Below are 6,187 nucleotides of genomic sequence, written 5' to 3' on the forward strand. Positions count from 1 at the left end.
TCCCATGTTGATCGCGATCGCTTCTGGAAAGATGGTGGGGTAACCATATCTCGTGTGCCCCGTGCTAAGGGTAATGAAGCGGATATGGTGTATGTGGTCGGTATTGATAATGTTGCCAGGAACGAGAGTGATGTCAGTTTGCGTAACCAGCTATTTGTAGCATTAACTAGGGCGCGGGGCTGGGCAAGTGTCAGTGGAGTGGGTGACTATCCCATGTATAGCGAAATCCGCCAGGTCATTGAGAGTGGTGATACCTTCACCTTTACCTACAAGCGACCTCTGAAGCGGGATATTGGTGACCTTGAAGACAGTTAACTGTCACCAGTGTTCAACTTCGGAATAGGGAACAAGAATCCCCCCTGTTCCCTTTTTTCTGTGCCTGTAAACTATCAGCTTATGGGCATAGCGCAGGCTTTGCGAACAGCTGTTGAATAAAAAAGGTAAGCATTCGTTTAATCTCAGTTACGGAAAGCACCTCAGAGGTTGTCTGAGAAGTCTCATTTGCTACATCCAAGCCCCCTCCCCCAATTTTGCGGTGCGACCCAAGGGCGATTTACTCGCCCATTGGAAAGCGCACCGGAAGGGACTTTTAGAAGCAAATTGACTCTTGTTCCCCCCAAGCGAGCAATCCCTCGCTTGGGGGGCTAGGGGGGCAAAATTCAGTATAAAAAAACTTTTCAGATATCCTCTCAAGTAGCGTGAGCCATTCGCGTAGCGTGGCCAAGGCTGACGGCTGACAGCTGACGGCTGATAGCTTACCTCTGACTTATTGGCTAAACCCTTAATTTTTCGTTTCAGTGGGTAAGTCCTATCCTTTGAAATTATTGCCAGGATGGCCACATAATTACGTGAAATAGTTCTTTATTAATTAATATAGCCCTGTAGTTATTGATGTACACCTAACTATAGGTAATTTTTATTTATTTTTGTTTATGAGCTGGTCTAACCACTAGTAATACTAAAAATCAACATTACTATCTAAATACAGTTTACCTATTTTATTTTTGATTAAACTAGTTTGCTTAATCAGGTAGATGCTTTGTGTTTAATAATTAGGGATTTTGAATACTTTTTTAATCAACCAATTTTATTGCTTATAAAATTATAAAACAAACAGATAATACTCACTATAGCAGGGTGCATCTTATAAAAGCTGTTTGAGCCGGTGGTGCGTTACGGGGTGGGCTATTTCAACGCTGGCAAAGAGGCGGAAAATCAGGGCAATCCCACCCCTGAAGCACCACTAGCAAAATTTACTGTTCCCGATTCCCGATTCCCGATTCCCGATTCCCGATTCCCGATTTATTTTTTATTTAAAACCCAACTATAAATACTAAATTTAGTCATGACAAATTCTATAAAACTATCACCAATTAGTACCTTTGAAACCGGTATATTTGACGATGGTGCTGCGGAAATTCCTGCTTATGACCCCAGCTCACAACGCCTGTTTGTAGTCAATGGCGCTAATAATGCCATTGATGTACTGAATCTGAGCGATCCTACTAATCCTAACAAAATTACTGAAATTAGCCTCAATGATTTTGGGGGAGGTACCAACAGTGTTGCGGTGAATAATGGTATTGTTGCCGTAGCAGTTGAAGATGAAAATACACAGAATCCTGGTCAAGTTGTTTTCTTTAACACTGATGGCAATTTCTTGAATGCCGTAACTGTTGGAGCGCTACCTGATGCATTGACCTTCACCGCTGATGGTCAAAAAGTGTTAGTAGCTAATGAAGGAGAACCCAATAATGAATTTACCGTTGATCCAGAAGGGTCTGTTAGTATTATCGACATCTCTGGAGGGGTTAAGCAAGCTACTGTTACTAACGCTGACTTCAAAGCATTTAATCCTCAAATCGAGCAATTGCAAGAGCAGGGAGTACGTATCTTTGGTCCCGGTGCTACCGTAGCCCAAGACTTAGAACCTGAGTTCATTACCGTGTCTGAAGATTCCCAAACAGCCTGGATTACCCTGCAAGAAAATAATGCCTTAGCTGTGCTAGATATCAATCGTGGCGAAATTACTGATATCTTGCCCTTAGGATTTAAAGACCACAGTCTTCTCGGTAATGGCTTTGATGCTAGTGATCAAGACGATGGGATTAATATCCAGAATTGGCCGGTTTTCGGAATGTTCCAGCCGGATGCGATCGCATCATTTCAGGTAGACGGCAAAACCTTCCTAATTACAGCTAACGAAGGGGATAGCCGGGACTTTGAGGGCTTTAGTGAAGAAGCCCTAGTGGGAGACCTTAACCTAGATCCCCATGCTTTCCCCGATGCCGCTGAACTCCAACAAGCTGAAAACCTGGGTTCTTTGATAGTGACAAACACTTTAGGGGATACAGACGGTGACGGTGATTTTGATCAGCTTTTTGCCTTCGGGAGTCGTTCCTTCTCGATCTGGGATGAATATGGCAATCAAGTTTTTGACAGTGGCGATGACTTCGAGCGCATCACTGCCGAATTTCTCCCTGATGACTTTAACTCCGACAATGACGCCAACAACTCCTTTGATACCCGCAGCAATGACAAGGGACCGGAACCCGAAGGAGTGGTAACAGGAGTAATTGATGGACGCACCTTTGCTTTTATTGGCTTAGAGCGTATTGGTGGAATCATGGTCTATGACGTGAGTGACCCCACTCATCCTACCTTTGTGCAATACATCAACAACCGGGATTTTAGCGGTGATGCTGCGGCGGGAACAGCAGGAGACCTTGGGCCAGAAGGATTGACCTTCATTTCCGCCGAAGATAGTCCCAATCGCAGACCTCTGTTGGTAGCAGCCAATGAAGTTAGTGGCACGACCACCATCTATGAAATCGACTCAATCCTTCCCGATCAAAGCATTGTGGGAGATGACGGGGATAACAAACTAGTTGGTACTGAAGAAGATGATATCATTAAGGGTCTCGAAGGCAATGACACCATTCATGGTGACCGAGGTGATGACTTAATTCAGGGAAACCAAGGCAATGACATCCTGAGGGGAGGTCGGGGTCATGACGACCTTGATGGTGGCAGTGGCAATGACATTCTTAGGGGGGGTCGAGGTGATGACGACCTTGACGGTGGTCTAGATAACGACTTTCTCCAAGGGGGAAGGGGTAATGATATCCTAAATGGTAATCATGGTGATGATACCATTAAAGGGGGTCGCCATGATGATATCCTAGATGGTGGCAGTGGCGATGATATCTTAAATGGTGGTCGTGGCAGTGATGTCATGACTGGTGGTGAAGGCTATGATCACTTTATTTTTAAACAGAATAAAAGTCTATTACCCGGTGAATTTGATGTGATCAAGGACTTTGAGGTAGGTGTCGATAAAATTGAATTCCAGGGTTGGGGCAATATTGATCCTCAAGAGTGGTTGAATTCGGTTATCTATGACGGTCGGATAACTAACACCGAAGATGGGACTTTGTTTAAGGCCAATGATGGTGGAAAAGTTCTCATAGAAGGAGTGAGTGTAGAGCAGCTCAGTGCCTCAGATTTCAACTTCACCTGAAAAAGCCATGGATGGCATACCTATTGATCCCACTAATTTTGGCAAAATTGGTAAAATTTTGTGAATTTAGCCAATTTGGCAACATCCCTAGCTTGTTATGTTGTCTCATTGTAATTGTTCTGAGTTAGGGTCGTTTATTTTTATGAATGTTACTCCTTCAACAACAGAATGTTAGATATAGCTAGTCAATGGGAACTATAAGTTCATAAACCTGAAATTCATCCAGGGTGCATCTACTTTTTTTCAGGTTTTTTTCAGGATACTTTTTTCGGTAAATCTCCTGAGTCAGCTAGTCAAAGACAGAGTAAACTATGTTCCGAAAGGCTGTAACCACAATCGCCCTGATTGGGATCCTAATTCCCCTATGGGGTTGTCAAAATCAGAGCGAATCTCAAGCTAAAGAAGTGATTGTGCTAGGGGACATTGCGTTGAATCCATCCAGAAAGCAACGTTTTCAAGGAGTTGCTGATTACCTGGCAGCTAATTTAGGTCAGGCAGGAATTGGTCAGGGGGAGGTCAAAATTGCTTCCGATCAAGAAACCATGGCGCAATGGATAAAATCTGGTGAAGTGGATCTATACATGGATAGTCCTTATCCAGCCATGTATATGGTTAACCAAACTGGTGCTAAGGTAATCCTGCGCCGCTGGAAGAAGGGTGTTGCTGAGTACAGTACTATATTTTTCGCCCGCCAAGATAGTGATCTGAAATCTCTGGAAGACTTAAAAGGCAAAATGCTTGCCCTAGAGGTTCCCTTCTCCTCCTCAGGTTATATGTTTCCTCTATCTCATCTGATTAAATCCGGTATGAATCCAGTGGAGAAGGGGGAAGCCAATCATCAGGTGCCTAAAAATCAGGTGGGGTATGTTTTTGCTGGTGATGACCTCAACACTGTGCGCTGGGTATTGAGCAAAAATGTTGATGCTGGTGCTACTGACAGTGAAACCTTTGCAGGATTGCCAGAGAGTCAACGGTCACAGCTAGTGGTGTTGGCAGAAACCGAAAAGTTTCCTCGACAGGTGGTAGTTGCTGCACCAGATATGGATCCTAAGGTACTTGAGGAAGTCAAAGAAGTACTAATGAAAATGCATAATAACAAAGAGGGTCAGGAAATTTTGCAGAAATTCAAAAAGACTGCCAAATTTGATCAATTTCCCCAAGAACCAAAAGCAGCTTTAGCACAGATGGAAGAGTATTATGAATTGGTGCAGGCACGGGATAAGTAATCTAGAAGTTGCTGAATGATGGCGTCAGGTCGTTATTGCTCCTAAGGTTGATTAGGAAGAGTGCTATCTTTGATGCAACTTGGTATTAAGAAATATTCCATGCGAATTTTACAAATCGTCCCATCGATTTCCCTGGTATATGGTGGTCCGAGTCAAATGGTAAAGGGACTATCTCAGGCTCTGGCATCTCAAGGGGTAGCAATTACAGTACTAACTACTAACTCTAATGGGGATGCTGGTCAACCCCCTTTGGATGTACCCCTGGATCAACCAGTAGAACAGGATGGTTATCAGATCAGATACTTCCGTTGCTCTCCCTTTCGCCGCTATAAGTTTTCCCTGGGCTTATTACGCTGGCTATGGCAACATGCCTCAGAATTTGACCTTGCCCATATCCATGCCTTATTTTCCCCAGTCAGTACAGCAGCGGCTACCATCGCCAGAAAAAAGGGATTACCCTACCTATTGCGTCCCTTAGGTACCCTTGACCCAGCGGATTTGCGGAAGAAACAACAGCTAAAGCGCATCTATGCCGCACTGTGGGAGAAACCGAATTTAGCTGGAGCAGCTGGTATACACTTTACCAGTCCACAGGAAGCTAAGATTTCGGAACGTTTTGGGACAGCATCCCCTGATATCGTGATTCCCTTAGGAGTAACGCCGCCAATCCAGCAACAACTCCAGCAACAACTAGCTCAAGCACGTACTGAATTGAAGATTCCCCATGACCAACCCTTAGTGTTGTTTATGTCTCGTATTGACCCGAAGAAGGGATTGGATTTACTTATCCCAGCTCTAGAGAAGCTCTTAAACGAGGGACTCCAATTTCACTTTGTCTTGGCAGGAACTAATCCTCAAGACCCAAGTTATGAAAATAGTATCATAGAGCAGATCAAGGCTTCAACTCTATCATCAAATACTACCATTACTGGTTTCGTGACTGGTGACTTGAAAGCAGCATTGTTAAAGGATGCAGATGTATTTGTCCTGCCATCTTACTACGAAAACTTTGGGATTGCGGTAGCGGAAGCGATGGTGGCTGGGACAGCAGTGGTGATTTCTGACCAGGTCCATATTTGGGAAAACGTCAAAGATGCTGAAGCAGGATGGGTAAGTCCTTGCGAGGTTCAGGCTTTGACTAGACAGTTACGGGAAGCCCTGCAAAATAAAGAGGAATGCCAACTGCGGGGAGTCAAGGCTCAGGAGTATGCTTTAAAGCACTATAGTTGGAATGCGATCGCACAACAAATGATTCAGGTTTACGGTCAAATTAGTCATTAGTACCCCTACGGGTACTGTCAAACCCCCGATAAACCAAGCAAAATAGATGTATCATCGATCAAACAAACGGTAAAACACATTTCGCGCGTCAGAGATGATATGAACAAATGTCTCTCTTGTGTGTGCATGGTGACATTATGTTTCTTACTTCCAGTTTTAC

At 44.1% G+C, this 6,187-nt stretch carries 5 protein-coding genes; all 5 read left to right on the top strand.

Going from position 1 to position 6,187, the window contains the following annotated elements:
• Nucleotides 1-315, top strand: a 315-nt coding sequence (locus tag F6J99_RS40250; RefSeq protein ID WP_293121788.1) for an ATP-binding domain-containing protein, incomplete at its 5' end; no start/stop codon positions are given.
• Between the two features lie 865 nt (nucleotides 316-1,180).
• Nucleotides 1,181-1,330, top strand: a complete 150-nt coding sequence (locus tag F6J99_RS40255) for a hypothetical protein (RefSeq protein ID WP_293121791.1) — start codon at nucleotides 1,181-1,183, stop codon at nucleotides 1,328-1,330.
• 15 nt (nucleotides 1,331-1,345) lie between these two features.
• The gene (locus tag F6J99_RS40260) at nucleotides 1,346-3,520 is read left to right on the top strand and encodes a choice-of-anchor I family protein (protein WP_293121794.1); all 2,175 of its coding nucleotides are present in this window, start codon (nucleotides 1,346-1,348) and stop codon (nucleotides 3,518-3,520) included.
• Between the two features lie 311 nt (nucleotides 3,521-3,831).
• Nucleotides 3,832-4,746, top strand: coding sequence for a phosphate/phosphite/phosphonate ABC transporter substrate-binding protein (locus F6J99_RS40265; RefSeq protein ID WP_293121797.1), 915 nt, complete (start codon nucleotides 3,832-3,834; stop codon nucleotides 4,744-4,746).
• Nucleotides 4,747-4,818: 72 nt separating this feature from the next.
• Nucleotides 4,819-6,027: a hormogonium polysaccharide biosynthesis glycosyltransferase HpsP gene (gene hpsP, locus F6J99_RS40270; protein WP_365975213.1), complete on the top strand. Its 1,209-nt coding sequence runs from the start codon at nucleotides 4,819-4,821 to the stop codon at nucleotides 6,025-6,027.
• The last annotated feature ends 160 nt before the right edge of the window (nucleotides 6,028-6,187 follow it).

The sequence above is a fragment of the Moorena sp. SIO4G3 genome, from assembly GCF_010692305.1.
GTDB lineage: Bacteria > Cyanobacteriota > Cyanobacteriia > Cyanobacteriales > Coleofasciculaceae > Moorena > Moorena producens_A.